We start from the raw sequence: 17,588 nt of genomic DNA, 5'->3' as shown, positions 1-17,588 counted from the left end.
GATGATTCTGCTCTCATGGTAATCCAGATCGCATGAGGATAATAGTCTAGAAATCGAAGCGACATATTAAAATGTGCTGCAGACTGATATCGGTATTTCGAAAGCTTATAGTCGTGGTGGTGCCGTCGTGCCTCGAACGACCAATTTTGCTTCAAGTAGACGAGAACCAGCTTGTACATCATTGCCTTTCAGTAGATCCAACATCATTAACATCGCTTGGCGTCCAATTTCATAACGAGGTTGAGAAATCGTGGTTAACGGTGGATCGCAGTATTGAGCAAATTGGATGTCATCGAAGCCAACAATGGAGAGGTCTTGAGGAACACGTAAACCTAACCTTTTTGCTTCTTGAATGGCCCCGATCGCCATCGCATCGTTGTGACAGAAAATGGCGGTGGGTTGCTCTGGCAGTGCCAGTAAATGACGAACCGCTTGAGCGCCAGCGTCAAAGGAAAAGTCACCAATGGTGCTGTATGCTGGGTTCATTGATATCCCAGCTCGACGCAGTGCCTGTTGGTAACCTTGTTGACGGAATTTGCATAGCGTTGCCGATACTGGTCCAGAGATTTGAGCAATACGTTTATGACCGAGCTGAGCGAGGTAGTTTACGGCTTCAAATGCAGACGTTAGGTTATCGATGTGCACGGTGGGGAGTTCAAGTTCAGGGGCGAATTCACACGCCATTACCATCGGGGGTAAGTTTTTTTGTTCAGACTTACTGACATCAAATGGGTGATCAGTGCCAAGTAATAACATACCATCGGCTTGCTTGGTAAAGACTAAGTTAACAAATGAGGATTCGCGCTTTTTTTGTTGGCCGCTATCACCAAGCAGAACAAGGTAGTCATTTTCTACTGCGGCATCTTCAATACCACGAATGATCTCGGCGAAATAAGGGTCACAGATATCAGGAACGATAGTGATGATGGTTTTTGATTCGTTGCGACGTAAGTTTCTAGCTAATGTGTTGGGGGAGTATCCAGCTTCAAGCACTGCTGTCTCGACTCGTTTACGAGTAGACACGGAGACCTTCTCAGGATTCATCAATGCACGTGATACCGTGGCTGTTGAGACGCCTGCTAACTGGGCAACATCCTTCATTGTCGCCATAAATTAAACCCTCTTTTAAGTTCCTTTGCTGCCTAATTGTCTAAGGCACGAATAATAAGTGTGATTGAACAAATATCATGAAAGTGTTGCTAACCCTTTTTTCATGACAATATTTTATTTGTTTCATCCGAGTAAAGTTACGGTTAGATTAACAAAAATCACACGACTGGTGTGAGGTGGGTCATGAAAAAGATGAAATATTTTTGAATAAACCCACCATTAATTTTAACCATGATGGGTTTAGCTTAAATCTTGCGGTTCAATATCGAGCGACCAACGCACTTTTTTTGCAGCGGGTAATAGATTAATCGCAGGTTTTGCACTCATTAATAGCTTCTGCATAAGCGAGCGCGTTTGTGTTTGCAATATTAACTGCCAGCGAGATTTACCTGCTCGTTTGGCTAATGGCGCTGGCGTTGGACCGAGCACCATACAATAGTCGTCAAACAAAGGGTGCGATTCCAATGTGTGACGTACCTGACGTAAGAACTCTTCCACCAAGTGCGTGTCATTCGCTTCTGCTCTAAACAGAGTCATAAAAGTATAAGGCGGTAACATCGCCTGTTTGCGTTCCGCCAGTGCTGTTTGAGCAAAGTGGTTATAGTCTTTGTGAAGAAGCGCTTGTAACAAGCCGTGTTCTGGGTGGTGAGTTTGTAAGATTACCTCACCCGGTTTACTAGCACGCCCTGCTCGACCGGCAACTTGAGTGAATAATTGAGCCAATCTTTCTGAAGCGCGGAAATCACTGCTATATAAAGAAGCATCAACATCCAATAATGCCACAAGTGTCACGTCAGGGAAGTGGTGGCCTTTAGCCAGCATCTGTGTACCGATAAGTATTTGGTATTTCCCCTGACGAATAGACTCTAGCGCGCTCTCTAGGCTGCCCTTACGGCGGGTGCTGTCTCGGTCAATACGAACGGTTTTGTATTCAGGAAATAACTGACCTAGTTGAGCTTCCAGTTGCTCGGTACCGACACCGACTGTCACCAAGTTCTGTGAACCACAGCTTTGGCAATGGTGCACGATATGTTGCTGTGAGCCGCAATGGTGGCAGCGCATTTCATTACTGTATTGGTGATAGGTGTAGTAAGCGTCACAGCGTTTACATTCGGCGGTCCAACCGCAATCATGACACATCAATGCCGGAGAAAACCCTCGTCGATTGAGAAACAGCATCACTTGGTTGCCTGCTTTGAGGTGTCTTTGCATTCCTGCAATGAGTGATGCAGATAAACCACTTTCCAGGTATTCCCCCTTCACATCCAACACTTTATTGGTGGTCGGCAAAGCGACCCCTGCGCGTGAGGTGAGGGTTAGGTAACTGTATTTACCGATTTGAGCATTGTGCAGCGTTTCAAAAGCGGGGGTTGCTGAACCAAGAACGACAGGGATTTGCGCCTTATGAGCACGCATGATCGCGACATCACGAGCGTGGTAGCGCAGGCTATCTTGCTGTTTATAAGAAGCGTCATGTTCTTCATCAACAATGATAATGCCTAAATCAGCAAAGGGGGTGAATAGCGCTGAACGGGTACCAATGACGATGCCAGCAATCAGATCTCGTGCTGATAGCCAAGCATTCAATCGCTCGGAGTCGTTTAATCCCGAGTGGATAACCTCTACCGGCACATTAAAGCGTCGCTTAAAGCGGTTAATGGTCTGTGGGGTTAGGCCAATCTCAGGAACCAAAACTAACGCTTGTTTGCCTTGGTCAAGGATCGGTTTGATCATGTTTAAGTAGACCTCAGTCTTACCTGATCCTGTGACACCTTCTAACAAGAAGCAACCAAAGTCGGTTTGGCTATTGACGGTCGCAATCGCGATGGCTTGCTCTGCATTGAGTTTTGGTTTGTCTTGGTCGTTTTCGAGTTCGACAGGCCATGCATGGCGTTTTGGCTTTTTCTCTACCGATTCAATCCAGCCTTTTTCTTCCAGCGTCTTAAGTACCGCGCTGCCTACCTCTTCATCAATGAATTCTTGATGAGAAACCGGGCCGTGCTCAAGCATGTGCATCACTTTGGCTTGCTTGACAGCACGACCAAAGCCTTGCATCAGTTGATCTCGACCTGATGGCGTCAGCTGCCATTCGACAAGCGTCGCAAAGTCGGCCGCTTTGCCTTTTCGTAAGGCGCTTGGCAGAGCATTGGCTAAGGTTTCCCCTAGTGGGTATTGGTAAAACTGACTGCACCATACCAAGAGTGTGTAGACCGATTCAGGCCAAACGGGTTGATTGTCTAACAAAGCTTTAATGGGCTTGAGCTTGTCTAGCTCGAATTCAGATTCGTTAACCAGAGCCGTCACAATCCCAGTTAAGGTTTGCCGTCCAAAAGGCACAGAGACTCGACCACCAATAATCGGAAATAGGTGGTTGGGAATCTTGTAATCAAACTGCTTGTCGAGTGGGACAGGCAGCGCCACACGGGCAATCATTGGACGCATAAAGGGACGGCTTTGCTGAGTTGACGAGAGCGAACAGTCTAAAGGATAAGGCGGCTAAATTCGAGAAACAGTTTGCAAGAGAAGGCTAAGTCGCCCCATGAAGACGACTCGCCTCCTCAAATATTCATCACCATCATCTTTGCGACAAAAGAAATAAAGACACTATTGGTGAAAAATGTATCAAATCAGTTGATCCTACCTCACAGATTCATTACTATACTGCGCCTTATAGGTATGGCTTTATCGCGATTGAGTGATGCAGCGGTATCTTTATTTATTTTTTAACTACGTGTGGTGTGCGGCTTAGAATCGTATAGCGACACGGCCTACTTGAGGTTATCCCATGAAAACTGGTATCCACCCAGAATACAAAGCAGTTTCTGCAACTTGTTCTTGCGGCAACACATTTGAGTTCAACTCAACGCTTGCAAAAGAATCTATCCACCTAGACGTATGTGACAAATGTCACCCATTCTACACTGGTAAGCAACGTATCGTAGATACTGGCGGCCGTGTTGATCGCTTCAACAAGCGTTTCGGTGCTCTTTCTAGCAAGAAGTAATTCTCGCTATTTAGACATAAAAAAGGACACTTCGGTGTCCTTTTTTGTTGTTTAGCCTTTGAGAAAGCCATGAATATTAGGCCGCTCGAATTCTGCGCCAATCCATCATCAATGGCGAAGGCTTATTCTTATATGTGCTTCCCATATTATGCACGATAAGTATCCGTTCAAAAGTTCAACAAGTGCAGTAATTTCAACTGCTCACTGGTCTTATTAGTAGTGAAATCTCGTTTTTTAATGAGACAGAAGCTGTAGCCATCTAGGAACTTTGAAGTACATCCATTAACATGAACAAGATCCCCCAAATAATAATATCCTAGGAACTAACACCCATGTCTGAAGACAGCCGCCAAGCTCAATCCTCTCAAGATTTATCACCTCAAGAACAATTCCGTCAGCAAGCTCTTGATTACCATGAGTTCCCAATGCCAGGTAAAATTGCCGTCGCCCTGACGAAGCCAGCAAACTCTGCAGAAGACCTGGCACTTGCATACAGCCCTGGCGTGGCTGAGCCTGTTCGCGAGATCGCACAGAACGTCGATAACGTTTATAAGTACACAGGTAAAGGCAATATGGTTGCTGTTATCTCTAACGGTACGGCGATTCTTGGTCTCGGTAACCTTGGCCCTATTGCTTCTAAACCTGTTATGGAAGGTAAAGCGCTCCTGTTTAAGCGTTTTGCTGGTTTAGATTCTATCGATATTGAAGTAAAACACCGCACAATCGATGAGTTCGTTGATACGGTTGCGAATATCGCAGATACATTCGGCGGTATTAACCTGGAAGACATCAAAGCCCCAGACTGTTTTGAGATTGAACGTCGCCTGATTGAACGTTGTGATGTACCGGTATTTCATGATGACCAACACGGTACGGCGATTGTAACGGCTGCGGGTATGCTGAATGCGATTGAACTTCAAGGTAAGAAGCTTGAAGAGTGTAAGATCGTCTGTTTAGGTGCTGGCGCAGCGGCTGTAGCATGCATGGAACTACTGATTAAATGTGGCGCTCAGCGTGAAAAAATCTACATGCTTGACCGTAAAGGGGTGATCCATACACGTCGTGATGACCTAAATGAATACAAAGCGCTGTTCGCAAACAACACGGACAAGCGCACGCTTGAAGAGGTTATCGAAGGCGCTGACCTGTTCTTGGGGGTATCGGGGCCTAACCTACTGCCTGCTGAAGCTCTAACGCTGATGGCTGATAATCCCGTTGTGTTTGCATGTTCAAACCCAGACCCAGAGATCAAGCCTGAGCTTGCACACGAAGTCCGTTCTGACCTAATCATGGGGACAGGCCGCAGTGACTACCCTAACCAAGTCAACAACGTACTGTGTTTCCCATTCATTTTCCGTGGTGCATTAGACGTACGTGCGAGCGAAATCAATGACGAAATGAAGCTGGCGGCGGTGAAAGCGATTCGTGAACTGGCAAAAGAAGACGTTCCAGCTGAAGTATTGGCAGCTGCCGGTGAGACTACACTGGAGTTTGGTAAGGGTTACATCATTCCTAAGCCAATGGACCCACGTCTACTTCCTCGCGTAGCTCGAGCTGTAGCGGAAGCGGCGGTTGAATCTGGCGTAGCTCGTATCGAGATGCCAGCTAACTATATGGCATAGAGACATATAGTATAGAAACTGGATGAAATAGTTGTCTGATATCGTCGTTTCGTTATCGAGACGAAAACGAATAATAAAAAACCGACTCATCGGGAGTCGGTTTTTTTATGTCTCTGATTCACAGCACACTGATAAAACTAGTCAGTGATGCAAAAAATAGAGTTCAGCGATAGCGAATCAATAATGAAGGCAGTGACTGAGTTGTTTTTATTCTTCGTCAAACGCTTCGAATTCGATGCCCATTTCTGTCATCAGTTTTTTCACTTCAGCAGGGATATCGTCAGGACGATCTTTACGAAGGTCTTCATCCGTAGGTAGTGGTTGGCCTGTGTACGCATGTAGAAAGGCTTCGCACAGTAGCTCACTGTTTGTGGCATGGCGTAGGTTATTAATCTGGCGGCGAGTTCGCTCGTCAGTCAGAACCTTTAACACTTTTAGAGGGATAGAAACTGTAATCTTCTTTACTTGTTCGCTTTTCTTTCCATGCTCAGCATATGGGCTTATGTATTCACCATTCCAGTCGGCCATTGCGTACCTTCATCACTTTAGTTGTTAGAATAAATTAATAGTGGTGATTTTAGCGGGATTTACTGCCATAAGCAAAGACATATGGACGTCTAGAAGTATTGACGTCTCACATTTATGGAAGTAAAGTGAATAACCTATATCTAGCACAGCCGCAAAATGCCGATCAGCCGCTGTGATTCTCAGACGCAAAACTTGTAAGGAAGCACCTATGAGCAGCCGGAAGCCAGCAACAATAGCAGTACGGACGGGCATCGAGTCAGACACGCAACATCATGCCGTTGTCCCACCTATTTATCTGTCGACTAACTATGGTTTTCCCGCTTTTGGTGAAGTGCCAAAGTACGATTACACTCGCTCTGGTAATCCAAACCGCGGTTTATTAGAAACGGCACTGTTTGAGCTTGAGTCGGGCAAAGGCGCGGTTGTCACTAACTGTGGTACTTCGGCGCTTAACTTATGGGTTTCTGCTTTCCTAGGTGGTGATGATCTTATTATCGCACCACACGATTGCTACGGTGGTACTTACCGTCTGTTTAACACTCGCTCATTAAAAGGTGATTTCAACGTTCTGTTTGTTGATCAATCGGATCAAGTTGCACTGGATGCGGCGATCGCGCTCAAGCCAAAGTTGATCTTAATCGAAACCCCATCGAACCCATTGGTTCGTGTGGTTGATATTGCAGAAACTTGCCGTAAAGCGAAAGAAGTGGGTGCTCTGGTTGCTGTCGACAACACATTTTTGACCCCAGTGTTCCAAAAGCCATTAGATCTGGGGGCTGATTTTGTTATTCACTCGACAACCAAGTACATCAACGGACACTCAGATGTGATTGGTGGCGTTGTGGTCACTAAGACAGAAGAGCATGCTGAAGAGCTAGCATGGTGGGGCAACTGTATTGGTGCGACCGGCACACCATTTGATAGCTACATGACGCTCCGTGGTATTCGCACGTTGGGGGCGCGTATGCGTGTTCACGAAGAAAGTTCTCGTGACATTCTGGCGGCCCTACAACAACAAGAACTGGTGGGGACTATTTACCACCCAAGCCTTGTTGAACATCCGGGGCACGAGATAGCAAAGAAACAACAATCGGGCTTTGGTTGTATGTTGAGTTTTGAATTTGCGGGTTCTTTTGAAGCGCTTAAATACTTTGTTGATAAGTTAGAGCTATTTTCTTTGGCAGAATCGTTGGGCGGTGTTGAAAGTCTGATTTGTCATCCTGCGTCTATGACTCACCGAGCTATGGGGGAAGAAGCATTGGCTGAGGCTGGTGTATCTCAGCAACTGCTGCGTCTTTCGGTTGGCCTTGAAGATGCGGAAGATCTCATTGACGATCTCAAGCAAGCTTTTGAAAAAACACAGCACTTTATCACTGAAGGGGAGGCCTAATAATGACAAACTTTCGCCAGCTACATAAATTTGGTGGTAGCAGTTTAGCCAATCCTGAATGTTACCAACGTGTGGTCAATATTCTCAGAGACTACTCATCCGCAACGGACTTAGTTGTTGTATCAGCCGCAGGTAAAACAACCAACCGTTTGATTGAATTTGTTGAAGCGCTTGATAAAGATGGTCGTATCGCACATGAATGTCTGCAAACACTTCGTCAGTTCCAGCTTGGACTGATTGAAGCACTGCTTGAAGGTGAGGCTGCCATTCAGCTCACGGCAACCATTCAACAGGAATTTACCGCTTTGGGTGAGCTAACCGCCCCTTTGAGCGAAGCGCAAAAAGCCCAGGTGCTTGGACACGGTGAGGTTTGGTCTTCACGTCTACTCGCGGCTTTGTTGTGCCAGCATGACTTACAAGCGGTTGCTCAAGATGCGCGTGCTTTTTTACGTGCTGACGTGGGGGCTCAACCGGAAGTCGACCGTGCCCGTTCTTACCCTCTGATTAAAGAAGTCCTGGCACAGCATGCACATTGCCGTGTGGTGATTACTGGCTTTATGGCTCAGAACAGTGAGAGTGAAACGGTATTACTTGGTCGTAATGGGTCGGATTACTCAGCGACGGTGATTGGTGCTTTAGCTGAGGTGGAGCGCGTGACCATTTGGAGCGATGTGGCTGGCGTGTACAGCGCCGATCCTCGTTTAGTGTCTGATGCGTGTTTATTGCCTCTGCTTCGCCTTGATGAAGCGAGTGAATTAGCTCGCTTAGCGGCTCCAGTGCTGCATAGTCGAACGCTTCAACCTGTGGCTCAAAGTGCTATGGATCTCAGCTTACGTTGCAGCTATCAGCCAGAAGCTGGCTCTACGCAGATAGAGCGAGTACTGGCATCAGGTCGTGGTGCAAAAATCATAACCTCTTTGGATGAAGTCTTCATTGTTCAGCTAACTTTCGGCCATGGACATGATTTCGGTCGTCTAGAAAATGAAGTTCTTGAAGGACTTCAGCGTGCTCAATTAGAGCCTCTAGCTTATGAGCTTGAACCTGATCAAAACTGCTTGCGCTTAGCCTACACCGAAGAGATAGCAGGCAGTGCATTAGAGTACCTACAAGATCATGCTATTGAAGCCGAAATTAAGCTTAAAGAAGGTTTCTCTTTAATTGCTGCTGTGGGGGCGGGAGTCACTAAAAATCCAAATCATTGTTACGGTTTCTACCAACAGCTTAAGGGTTCTCCGGTTGAGTTTATCTCGGAAGCTCATTCAGGCTTGAGCTTGGTGGCTGTGCTTCGTAAAAGTGAAACATCGGGTTTAGTGAAAGGTATACACTCTCAACTATTTCAAGCGCAAAAGCGTATTGCGATAGCTTTGTGTGGCAAGGGTAACATTGGATCAAGTTGGTTAAGTCTGTTCGCTGAGCAAAAGGCTGAACTTGAAAAGCGCCATGGAATGAATTTTAACTTGGTTGCGGTGGTTGATAGCCAAACGTATTGGTTTGATGAGCAAGGTATTGATGCGAATTCCGTCAGTCAACGTTTTGATGATGAAGCCATTGCCAATAATGGTGACGATTGGCTTGACCGTTTGGGTTCTCTTCAGGGCTATGATGAAGTGGTGGTACTTGATGTCACTGCGAGTCCAGCGCTTGCAGCAAAATACCTGCAAATTGCCCAACACGGCTTCCACCTTATTTCAGCCAACAAGGTGGCAGGCTCGGCATCCAGCGAGTATTACCACCAAGTGAAAAGTGCCTTTGCTAAGATCAGCCGTCACTGGTTGTACAATGCAACGGTAGGAGCCGGCTTACCGATTAACCATACCGTACGTGATTTACGTGAAAGTGGCGATGACATCCTGGCACTGTCTGGTATCTTCTCGGGGACTCTATCTTGGTTGTTCCAACAGTTTGATGGCTCAGTGCCGTTTAGCGAATTGGTTGATTTGGCATGGCAGCAAGGGCTGACAGAGCCAGATCCTCGTGCTGACCTAGATGGCTCTGACGTGATGCGTAAATTGGTGATTTTGGCGCGTGAGTCGGGTTTAGAGATTGAACCTGAGAATGTAAAAGTAGAATCATTGGTTCCTGAAGAGTTGAAAGACCTGTCGGTCGATGAGTTTTTTGATAAAGCTTCAGTGCTAAGCGAAGAACTGGCTGAACGCTTGGAAAAAGCGCACGCTCAACAAAAAGTGCTACGTTATGTCGCGCGTTTAGAAAAGAGTGGTAAAGCCACCGTAGGGGTCGAGGCGTTGTCAAAAGATCACGCATTGGCGAATTTACTGCCTTGTGACAATATTTTTGCTATTGAGAGCAAATGGTATAAAGACAATCCATTGGTTATTCGAGGTCCCGGAGCTGGACGTGAAGTCACCGCAGGCGCCATTCAATCTGACTTAAACAGAATGTCGAGCTTGTTTTAATAAGTAATCAGCTTATTTATGGCGTAAACAACCGACTATTCACTAGTATCGATTAGGCTGAAAGCACAATGTGTTTTCAGCTTTTTTTTGCTTGGTGTCCCCACTTAGTATCTTAAGTTTTACTCACGATCTTCTTGAGAAAAATTCATAATCGATCTGTTGACATTAAATCGTATTCAATACATCCTATGGACATATAGACGTCTATACGTCGTTTGGGAATTTGAGATTAGTGGTTGCTTTTGCCACAGGGAGAGTAAGATGGGATACACACACGCCAGTCATATCGACGCTTTGAATCAGAATATCGCTGAACTTTCTGACAACATCAATGTGTCATTTGAGTTTTTTCCACCAAGCAGTGAAAAGATGGAAGAGACTTTGTGGAATTCCGTTCATCGTTTAAAGACTCTTCAACCTAAGTTTGTATCAGTCACTTATGGTGCAAACTCGGGTGAACGTGATCGTACCCACTCAATTATTAAAGAGATCAAGAGCCAAACGGGTCTAGTTGCAGCGCCACACTTAACGTGTATTGATGCAAATCGTGAAGAGTTGATTCAAATAGCCGATGATTATTGGGCAAATGGCATTGAAAGTATTGTGGCGTTGCGTGGTGATATTCCACCTGGCGGTGGTGCTCCCGATATGTACGCCTCTGATCTTGTTGAATTGCTTAAATCTCGTCACGACTTTGATATCTCAGTGGCAGCATTCCCAGAGGTTCACCCTGAAGCCAAAAGTGCTCAATCTGATCTTATTAACCTAAAACGTAAAGTGGATGCCGGTGCTAACCGTGCCATTACGCAGTTTTTTTTCGATGTAGAAAGCTACCTACGCTTTCGTGATCGTTGTGTTGCTGCTGGTATTGAGGTTGAGATTATACCGGGGATCCTACCCGTATCGAATTTTAAGCAGGCGTCCCGTTTTGCCGCCATGAATAACGTAAAAGTTCCAGGTTGGATGGCGAAGCAGTTTGAAGGCTTGGATGATGATCCAACCACTCGTCAGTTAGTTGGTGCGAGCCAAGCGATTGATATGGTTCGTACATTGAGCCGTGAAGGCGTAAAAGATTTCCACTTCTACACGTTAAACCGAGCTGAAATGACGTATGCGCTTTGTCATACGTTAGGTGTTCGCCCACAAGTTGCGACGCTGTAGTTATACCCATCGGAGTAAATAACGGGTCATCCTAGCTTGTTAAAAACCTTGATAACTTCGTTAGAATTTTTGATTGTAGAATAACGACTGATCGAAGCTGCTTGTCGAAAAGAGCAGCCTTGTTCTCCAGCTTTTTTCTTGCGCTATTTCTGAACACTTACTTACTGTGGTTGCTATTAAAACGGTTGGCAAAACGCCATCGGCGATAGGATCACACATTCTACAGAGACAAAAAAGGCTTGGACTTTAACAGTCCAAGCCTTTTATTTTTCTAGCTGCTAGCTTGCTTAAGCAATAGCGCCCAGTTCTAACAATGCTTCTTCAGCCCATATAATCCATGCTTCACGGATGAGTAGGTTACGACGAAGAGTCAGACGCTCAAGGCGTGCTTGCTTGTCTAGCGTTGATGGTGTTGCGTAGTAAGCCGCTTCAATTTCTTTGTAGTGAGAAACCAATTTACGAGATTCTTCTACTAGTTCAGCAAGTTGTATACGGTACGCGCCAGAAGGTTGTACTGCGCAAGCCATTAGTTTTGCTGAAAACTCATCGCGCACTGTTGGGTGTGCGGTTGGTTGCTCAAACCATTCACCTAAAGCGCCACGACCAGCGTCAGTGATAGAGTAAACTTTACGATCAGGTTTGCCTTCTTGAGGCTCAAGCACGCAAGTGACTTGATGGTTCTGAGCCATTTTATTGAGTTCGCGATAAACTTGTTGATGACTCGCTTTCCAGAAGTAACCAATGCTTGCTGAGAATTCTTTTGTGATATCGTAACCAGTAGCATCGCGTGTACTTAAAACGGTTAGAATTACGTGTGGTAATGACATGTCTGAAATCCAAATGGTAAACAGTGAACAAATACTTAAACAACAAGTGTGCTTCTAATGGCACGTTATATTGATTATGTTTAAGTGCTACCAACATCATTGTTGGTTATGTCACCTTATAAAGCCGTTTATCACCTAGGTTGACCAAGTTGTTGGTCAAGATGCTGCAGATTATTTTTATGGTGTGCTTCTGCAGTGGAGCGGTAGTATATCTAAATAATAAGCATAAAGTAGAATACATGGACAAAATAACCCAAAAAAATAATAAAATATTCTTTACTGGCTTTTTTGCCAAACAAAAAGGTCGCCAAGTGCGACCTTTTGTCTTTTTTGTGGTGGTGATTACTGGTTAACCTGTGTTTCGCATGCCTGCTGCAATGCCTGCTATCGTCACCATTAGCGCCTCTTCAAGCTCTGCTGGTGGTGTTTCACTCTTACGAGTTCGGTAAAGCAGTTCAGCTTGAAGCATATTTAGTGGCTCAACGTAGATGTTACGCAGACGAATTGACTCAAGCCCCCAAGGGTCGCTTTGCATCAGGTTCTCATTGTTTTCTACATTCAGTACCGTTTTGATGTCTTTTTGCAGCTGTTCACGCAGTAACTCACCTAGCGGCAATAACTCTTTATCAACCAAACGTTGGTCGTAGTACTTAGCAATTTCCATGTTGCACTTGGTGTACACCATTTCTAGCATACCCAGGCGAGTTGAGAAGAATGGCCATTCGCGACACATCTCTTCCAGTAGGGCTTGGTGGCCTTGGTCTACCGAATATTGAATGGCTTCACCTGCACCTAACCAAGCTGGGAGTACTAAGCGATTTTGGCTCCAAGAGAAGATCCATGGAATCGCACGTAAGCTTTCTACGCCACCATTCGGGTTACGTTTCGCAGGGCGAGAACCCAAAGGCAATTTACCTAGCTCTAGCTCTGGCGTTGCTTGACGGAAGTAAGGGACGAACTTCTCTTCACCACGAACGACATTACGATACGCCTCACAAGATACTTCAGACAGCACTACCATTAGGTCGCGCCACTCTTGTTTAGGCTCTGGTGGCGGCAGAAGGTTCGCTTCTAGAATCGCACTGGCGTACAGGTTAAAGCTGTTTACAGCAACATCTGGTAAACCAAGCTTAAAGCGGATCATTTCGCCTTGCTCAGTTACACGTAGACCGCCTTTCAAGCTCTTAGGTGGCTGTGAAAGAAGTGCTGCATGCGCGGGAGCGCCACCACGACCGACCGTACCACCACGACCGTGGAATAAGGTCAGGTCAATTCCTTCTTCTTCACAAGCCTTAACCAGCTTGTCCATTGCGTCATACTGAGCCCAACCAGCAGACATCACGCCAGCATCTTTTGCGGAGTCTGAATAACCGATCATGACCATTTGGTGATTTTGGATAAAGCCACGGTATAAGTCGATGCTCATGAGCTGTTTCATGACGGCTTCTGAGTTGTTCAAGTCGTCTAAGGTTTCGAACAGTGGGCATACATCCATGCGGTACGGACAACCACACTCTTGCAGGAGTAAATGCACTGCCAGTACATCCGATGCGGTTCGAGCCATGGAAATGACGTAAGCACCAAAGGCTTCGCGTGGTTGAGCTGCAATCACTTTACAGGTGTCTAAAACTTCTTTGACCTGTTCAGAAGGCTCCCAGTCACGAGGCAATAGTGGACGTTTTGAACTTAATTCATTGGTTAAAAATGCAATTTTGTCTTGCTCGCTCCAATGGTCGTAATCGCCAATACCTAAGTAGCGAGTCAGTTCCGACAGAACATCGGAGTGACGTGTACTTTCTTGACGAATGTCGAGACGAACCAAATGCACACCAAATGCTTTTAGGCGTCGTAGGGTATCAAGCAGAGAACCGTCTGCAATGACGCCCATGCCACATTCGTGCAGTGATTGGTAACACGCGTAAAGTGGTGTCCACAATTGGTCGATGTTTTGTAGTGTTTCTTTCTTTGGCACGTCGACGTGTTGAATTTCAGCATCTAATACTTCGAGTGTGTTGCGAAGTAAAGTGCGTAAACTCTTCAGTATTGCGCGATATGCTTCGTGCTCATCACCCGCTAGCTCACGAACGGCATCATTACACTTAGTCATCGACAGTTCGGTAATCAGCTCGTTTACGTCACCTAGGTAAAGATCAGCGGCTTTCCAGCGAGATAGGCGCAGTACTTCTTTGGTGATGGTGTGCGTGACGAATGGATTACCGTCGCGGTCGCCGCCCATCCAAGATGAGAAGTGTACTGGGCGTGCATCAATTGGCAGGCCTTCACCAAGGTAGCCCTTAAGTCGACCGTCCATTTCACGTAGGAAATCTGGCACCGCTTCCCAAAGTGAGTTTTCAACAACCGCAAAGCCCCATTTAGCTTCATCCAGCGGGGTCGGGCGTTGCTGACGAATCACATCTGAGTGCCAACCTTGAGCGATAAGCTGCTCTAGACGACGTTCGGTTTTCACGCGTTCTTTTTGTGATAGGTCGCTGAGTTCTAATTTAGATAAACACTCGTTGATCTTGACCAGTTTGTTTATCATGGTGCGACGAGTGATTTCTGTTGGGTGCGCGGTTAACACAAGCTCTATATTCAGATCGCGAACAGCTTGTGCTGCATCTAGCTGGCTAATGTTGTTCTGGTTTAATTTAGAAAAGAGTGATTGCAACACATCAGGTTCGCAAACATGTTCTTCACAGTGGCGAGAGATGGTGTGGTACTGCTCTGCCATGTTGGTGAGGTTGAGAAATTGGTTAAATGCACGAGCCACTGGTGTGAGTTGTTCGTTCGGCAGGTTTTTGATTTCTTCAACTAGGCTGTCTCGGTCAGCCTTGTTGCCTGCGCGGGCGGATTTGGAAAGTTTACGGATAGTTTCCACTTTCTCTAAAATGACATCACCATGTGCATCTTGAATTGTGTTACCTAGCAAGCGTCCCAGCATGCTTACGTTACTCTTAAGAGCGGCGTATTTCTCGTTCATTGTCATCCTGCCTCGTAAAAAAATTACATCCATTGTTCCTTGTCAGTACACAATCTAGCGAAAAGTGTCGTATCTAGTCAAATAAAGCATTCTAAATTTGCAATTATCTGTTTTCAAAATACAGGATAAGTAAACGTTTCAATGCCTTGGAATAAAGTGAAATTTAATTACAAGATCAGGCTATGTCAGGGATAACAGAATAAAGCCCACTTTTTATGTGGGCTTTCATTAGAATGTTCGGATTTAGCATAATCGCTAGAAACAATATTGACGGATCGACTTTCTCAGAACATCAATTGTTGGGTCAATAAAATCAAAGCTTAAGAATTCATCCGGTTGGTGAGCTTGGTCTATTGACCCCGGGCCTAACACTAAGGTTGGACACAACTCTTGAAGGAAAGGAGCCTCAGTACAGTAGTTTACCGTTTGCGATTCAATCCCACTCACCGATTCCATTCCGCCGATAAATGGATGATCGTGTTGGCACTCATAGCCAGGGATCGGCTCATGCAGGGGAGTTATTTCAATTCTGCCTGGCCATTTTGCTTCTACTTCTTTAAGTGCGTTACGCAGCATATTATCCAAACCATCGAGGCTAATTCCCGGTAGAGGACGAACGTCATAATGCAGTTCACAACAGCCACAAATTCGGTTAGCGCTGTCGCCACCGTGAATATGGCCAAGGTTCAAAGTCGGACTTGGAATCGCGAAACCCGGGTGATGGTACTCTTTGACTAACTTGTCACGCAGTTGCATTAAAGCAAACAACACTTCATGCATAATCTCGATGGCGTTGACACCCAATGCGGGATCAGAAGAGTGACCGGATTTACCCGTGACTCGCACAGCATTCGCTACGTGGCCTTTGTGTCCTCGAACCGGTACAAGGCTGGTTGGCTCACCAATAATGCAGTAGTCCGGTTTAAACGGTGCATTTTCAGTGAAGTGACGAGCCCCCAACATAGTGGTTTCTTCGTCACAGGTCGCGAGCACATAAAGCGGCTTAGTTTGGTTGCGCCAATCGATTTGTTTCGCGGCTTCATAGATAAAAGCGAAAAAGCCCTTCATGTCGGCGGTGCCTAATCCGTAGAAGCGGTTGTTGTGCTCTGTCAGTGCGTGAGGATCGAAGTTCCAACGTCCTTCATCGAATGGCACGGTATCGCTGTGTCCAGCAAGCAATAACCCCCCTTCACCGGTTCCCATCTTCGCGATCATATTATGCTTGCCGGGTTCGACTTCCACGACCTCTACGCTAAAGCCCAAGTCGGTAAACCACTGAGCCATTTTTTCGATCACTTTCTCATTGCCATGATCCCAGCTTGGGTCGGTGGAACTGATAGAGTCGGTGGATATTAGGCCTTTATAGACCTCAAGAAAACTGGGTAATTGCATAATTACTTCACTTCTACTATTGACAGGAAAACTATAAGTCGGTAAAACACATATTAAATCATATTTTATGCATAAGAAATCAGATAAAGCCTAAAATTAAGTATTAATAGTCAAATTTGAAATGTAACTTACCTCAAAAATGGATGTGTTGAGATGTTGAAAACCACGATCATTGGCGCAAGCGGCTACACAGGAGCAGAACTGGCTCTAATGATAAACAGACACCCTGAGCTCACGCTATCAGGTTTATATGTCTCAGCCAATAGTGTCGACGCAGGTAAACCTATTGCGGCACTGCACGGTAAGTTGGCGGGTTTGATTGATATGTCAGTACAGCCATTAACGAATCCAGAAGAAGTGGCTAAGCAGTCTGACGTGATTTTTCTCGCAACGGCACATGAGGTCAGTCATGACTTAGCGCCAATCTTTCTAGAGAACCATTGCCAAGTGTTTGACCTATCGGGTGCATTCAGAGTTAAAGGCGAGAACTTTTACCAAAAGTTCTACGGGTTTGAACATCAACACGAACAATGGCTAGATAAAGCGGCTTACGGTTTAGCTGAGTGGAACGAACAAGAAATCAAAGCGGCTCAACTTGTTGCCGTGGCGGGTTGTTACCCAACCGCATCACAACTGGCGATTAAGCCTTTGGTTGAAGCCAAGTTACTGGATGAGAACCAGTGGCCTGTGATTAACGCAACCAGCGGCGTGACTGGAGCGGGTCGCAAGGCGACTATGGTGAATAGCTTCTGCGAAGTGAGTCTGCAAGCTTATGGCGTATTCAATCACCGTCATCAACCTGAAATCGCTGCACATTTAGGATGTGATGTGATTTTCACTCCGCACCTCGGCAACTTTAAGCGCGGTATCTTAGCAACCATCACCATGAAACTGGCTGAAGGCGTGACAGAACAACAGATACAAGAGGCCTTTGAGCAAGCTTACCAAGCTAAACCTGCGGTGAGATTACTCGAAGAGACATTGCCAAGAATTCAAGATGTAGAACAGACGCCTTTTTGTGACTTAGGTTGGAAGGTACAAGGTCAACACATCATCGTTGTTTCAGCGATTGATAACTTATTAAAGGGTGCATCTAGCCAAGCGATGCAGTGTTTGAATTTACGGTATGGTTTTGCACCATTAACGGCATTAGTGTAAGG

General features: G+C 45.8%; 12 protein-coding genes. 6 read left to right on the top strand and 6 right to left on the bottom strand.

Annotated elements, in window-relative coordinates; all coding sequences use genetic code 11:
* Positions 1-105 precede the first annotated feature (105 nt).
* On the bottom strand, positions 106-1,110 hold the full coding sequence (gene cytR, locus L4B77_RS04555; RefSeq protein ID WP_261838282.1) for a DNA-binding transcriptional regulator CytR: 1,005 nt from the start codon (positions 1,108-1,110) through the stop codon (positions 106-108).
* A 240-nt stretch (positions 1,111-1,350) separates the two neighbouring features.
* Positions 1,351-3,552, bottom strand: a complete 2,202-nt coding sequence (gene priA, locus L4B77_RS04550; RefSeq protein ID WP_429748771.1) for a primosomal protein N' — start codon at positions 3,550-3,552, stop codon at positions 1,351-1,353.
* Between the two features lie 343 nt (positions 3,553-3,895).
* On the opposite strand from priA, the gene rpmE reads away from it, so the two are divergent.
* Positions 3,896-4,114: a 50S ribosomal protein L31 gene (gene rpmE, locus L4B77_RS04545; protein WP_004729688.1), complete on the top strand. Its 219-nt coding sequence runs from the start codon at positions 3,896-3,898 to the stop codon at positions 4,112-4,114.
* A gap of 332 nt (positions 4,115-4,446) precedes the next feature.
* Positions 4,447-5,736, top strand: coding sequence for a malic enzyme-like NAD(P)-binding protein (locus tag L4B77_RS04540; RefSeq protein WP_372041189.1), 1,290 nt, complete (start codon positions 4,447-4,449; stop codon positions 5,734-5,736).
* A gap of 207 nt (positions 5,737-5,943) precedes the next feature.
* Here the strand turns inward: L4B77_RS04540 and metJ are convergent, their stop codons facing one another.
* Positions 5,944-6,264: a met regulon transcriptional regulator MetJ gene (gene metJ / locus L4B77_RS04535; protein ID WP_004415993.1), complete on the bottom strand. Its 321-nt coding sequence runs from the start codon at positions 6,262-6,264 to the stop codon at positions 5,944-5,946.
* Positions 6,265-6,472: 208 nt separating this feature from the next.
* Between metJ and L4B77_RS04530 the strand changes: the two genes are divergently transcribed.
* From L4B77_RS04530 to metF, 3 genes are all read left to right on the top strand, one after another.
* Positions 6,473-7,654: an O-succinylhomoserine (thiol)-lyase gene (locus L4B77_RS04530; protein ID WP_429748767.1), complete on the top strand. Its 1,182-nt coding sequence runs from the start codon at positions 6,473-6,475 to the stop codon at positions 7,652-7,654.
* Between the two features lie 2 nt (positions 7,655-7,656).
* Entirely contained in the window at positions 7,657-10,068 is a 2,412-nt protein-coding gene (locus tag L4B77_RS04525) for a bifunctional aspartate kinase/homoserine dehydrogenase II (protein WP_429748765.1), read from the top strand.
* A gap of 261 nt (positions 10,069-10,329) precedes the next feature.
* A complete protein-coding gene (metF, locus tag L4B77_RS04520; protein ID WP_261838277.1) occupies positions 10,330-11,229 on the top strand; it encodes a methylenetetrahydrofolate reductase in 900 nt (299 codons plus the stop codon).
* 287 nt (positions 11,230-11,516) lie between these two features.
* On the opposite strand, the gene L4B77_RS04515 is transcribed toward metF, so the two are convergent.
* The 3 genes from L4B77_RS04515 to argE form a co-directional block, all read right to left on the bottom strand.
* On the bottom strand, positions 11,517-12,056 hold the full coding sequence (locus L4B77_RS04515; protein ID WP_261838276.1) for a PadR family transcriptional regulator: 540 nt from the start codon (positions 12,054-12,056) through the stop codon (positions 11,517-11,519).
* Positions 12,057-12,405: 349 nt separating this feature from the next.
* Positions 12,406-15,042, bottom strand: coding sequence for a phosphoenolpyruvate carboxylase (gene ppc, locus L4B77_RS04510; RefSeq protein ID WP_429748762.1), 2,637 nt, complete (start codon positions 15,040-15,042; stop codon positions 12,406-12,408).
* Between the two features lie 249 nt (positions 15,043-15,291).
* A complete protein-coding gene (gene argE, locus L4B77_RS04505; protein ID WP_261838274.1) occupies positions 15,292-16,428 on the bottom strand; it encodes an acetylornithine deacetylase in 1,137 nt (378 codons plus the stop codon).
* Positions 16,429-16,581: 153 nt separating this feature from the next.
* Between argE and argC the strand changes: the two genes are divergently transcribed.
* Entirely contained in the window at positions 16,582-17,586 is a 1,005-nt protein-coding gene (gene argC, locus L4B77_RS04500; RefSeq protein WP_261838273.1) for an N-acetyl-gamma-glutamyl-phosphate reductase, read from the top strand.
* Positions 17,587-17,588 lie beyond the last annotated feature (2 nt).

It is taken from the genome of Vibrio minamisatsumaniensis (assembly GCF_050337445.1).
Classification (GTDB): domain Bacteria; phylum Pseudomonadota; class Gammaproteobacteria; order Enterobacterales; family Vibrionaceae; genus Vibrio; species Vibrio artabrorum.
Note: the sequence above shows the minus strand (reverse complement) of the source record. Positions and strands in the feature narration are given on the sequence as shown.

Excerpts from the sequence above, each read along its gene's own strand:
- metJ (WP_004415993.1), bottom strand. The coding sequence starts at position 6,264 with ATGGCCGACTGGAATGGTGAATACATAAGCCCATATGCTGAGCATGGA.
- L4B77_RS04515 (WP_261838276.1), bottom strand. The coding sequence starts at position 12,056 with ATGTCATTACCACACGTAATTCTAACCGTTTTAAGTACACGCGATGCT.
- priA (WP_429748771.1), bottom strand. The coding sequence starts at position 3,552 with ATGCGTCCAATGATTGCCCGTGTGGCGCTGCCTGTCCCACTCGACAAG.
- rpmE (WP_004729688.1), top strand. The coding sequence starts at position 3,896 with ATGAAAACTGGTATCCACCCAGAATACAAAGCAGTTTCTGCAACTTGT.
- L4B77_RS04540 (WP_372041189.1), top strand. The coding sequence starts at position 4,447 with ATGTCTGAAGACAGCCGCCAAGCTCAATCCTCTCAAGATTTATCACCT.
- L4B77_RS04530 (WP_429748767.1), top strand. The coding sequence starts at position 6,473 with ATGAGCAGCCGGAAGCCAGCAACAATAGCAGTACGGACGGGCATCGAG.
- argE (WP_261838274.1), bottom strand. The coding sequence starts at position 16,428 with ATGCAATTACCCAGTTTTCTTGAGGTCTATAAAGGCCTAATATCCACC.
- argC (WP_261838273.1), top strand. The coding sequence starts at position 16,582 with ATGTTGAAAACCACGATCATTGGCGCAAGCGGCTACACAGGAGCAGAA.
- L4B77_RS04525 (WP_429748765.1), top strand. The coding sequence starts at position 7,657 with ATGACAAACTTTCGCCAGCTACATAAATTTGGTGGTAGCAGTTTAGCC.
- ppc (WP_429748762.1), bottom strand. The coding sequence starts at position 15,042 with ATGACAATGAACGAGAAATACGCCGCTCTTAAGAGTAACGTAAGCATG.
- metF (WP_261838277.1), top strand. The coding sequence starts at position 10,330 with ATGGGATACACACACGCCAGTCATATCGACGCTTTGAATCAGAATATC.
- cytR (WP_261838282.1), bottom strand. The coding sequence starts at position 1,110 with ATGGCGACAATGAAGGATGTTGCCCAGTTAGCAGGCGTCTCAACAGCC.